The following is a 722-nucleotide window of genomic DNA, read 5'->3' as shown; positions in this document are numbered from 1 at the left end:
CGACGGCCTCGACCCAGTCGATGCCGGGCATGCCCTCCACGGCCGCCGCGATCTCCGGCCGCCACCCGATTCCCGTACCCAGGTGCTTCATCGCGTCCCCCTCCTTCACCACGGCTTCACCAGGACCTGTGCGTCGTCTCCTTCGACGGACCTGTTGTTCCGGCGTGACGGGGTCATGGCCCCGGGAAGCGGGGCCGAACCCATCGGCGGGGACGTTCAGAGCAACATTTGAGCTTCGGGACGGGCTGAGGTCATCCCTCGCTAGGGTGAGGGAGTGGGCGAGGCCCCGCCCGGATTGTCCGGGTCCTCGGCTTCCGGCCGCTTCGTGTTGACCGTGCCCGGCGCACCCGGTGAGGGCCGTGAGGTGGTCTGGATGTCGCCTGTGGCCTCCGCGGGCGGCGCCGCGGGCGGGGCCACGCCCGAGACCGGCGGCGGCGGACCACTCGGGCTGGCCGTCGATCCGGCCACCGAGTCGTTGGCGATCGCGTCGAAGTCGATTGCGCCGGTCTTCTCAAGGACCGTGATGTGGTCGAGCACGGTCTGGTTGGTGTCCGAGGCGAGCTGACGCACCAGCGTGTTGCGCGTCTGGTTCCGGACCGTGCCGATCACCGGGAAGATCTTGCCGTGCGCGGACCGGAGAAGGTTCGCCCACACCTTCACGTAGTCCTGGTCCGACGCCGCGGACATCTGGTTCAGCCAGCCCTGCTGCTGCTCGTTGGGCT

The 722-nt window shown here is 69.5% G+C and carries 1 pseudogene; it reads right to left on the bottom strand.

Annotation, left to right across the window (positions count from 1 at the left end):
* Positions 1-261: 261 nt before the first annotated feature.
* A pseudogene (locus tag AOK17_RS47625) lies at positions 262-722 on the bottom strand (DUF4142 domain-containing protein); the annotation flags it as partial.

This window comes from Streptomyces phaeochromogenes, from assembly GCF_001418655.1.
GTDB lineage: Bacteria > Actinomycetota > Actinomycetes > Streptomycetales > Streptomycetaceae > Streptomyces > Streptomyces phaeochromogenes.
Note: the sequence above shows the minus strand (reverse complement) of the source record. Positions and strands in the feature narration are given on the sequence as shown.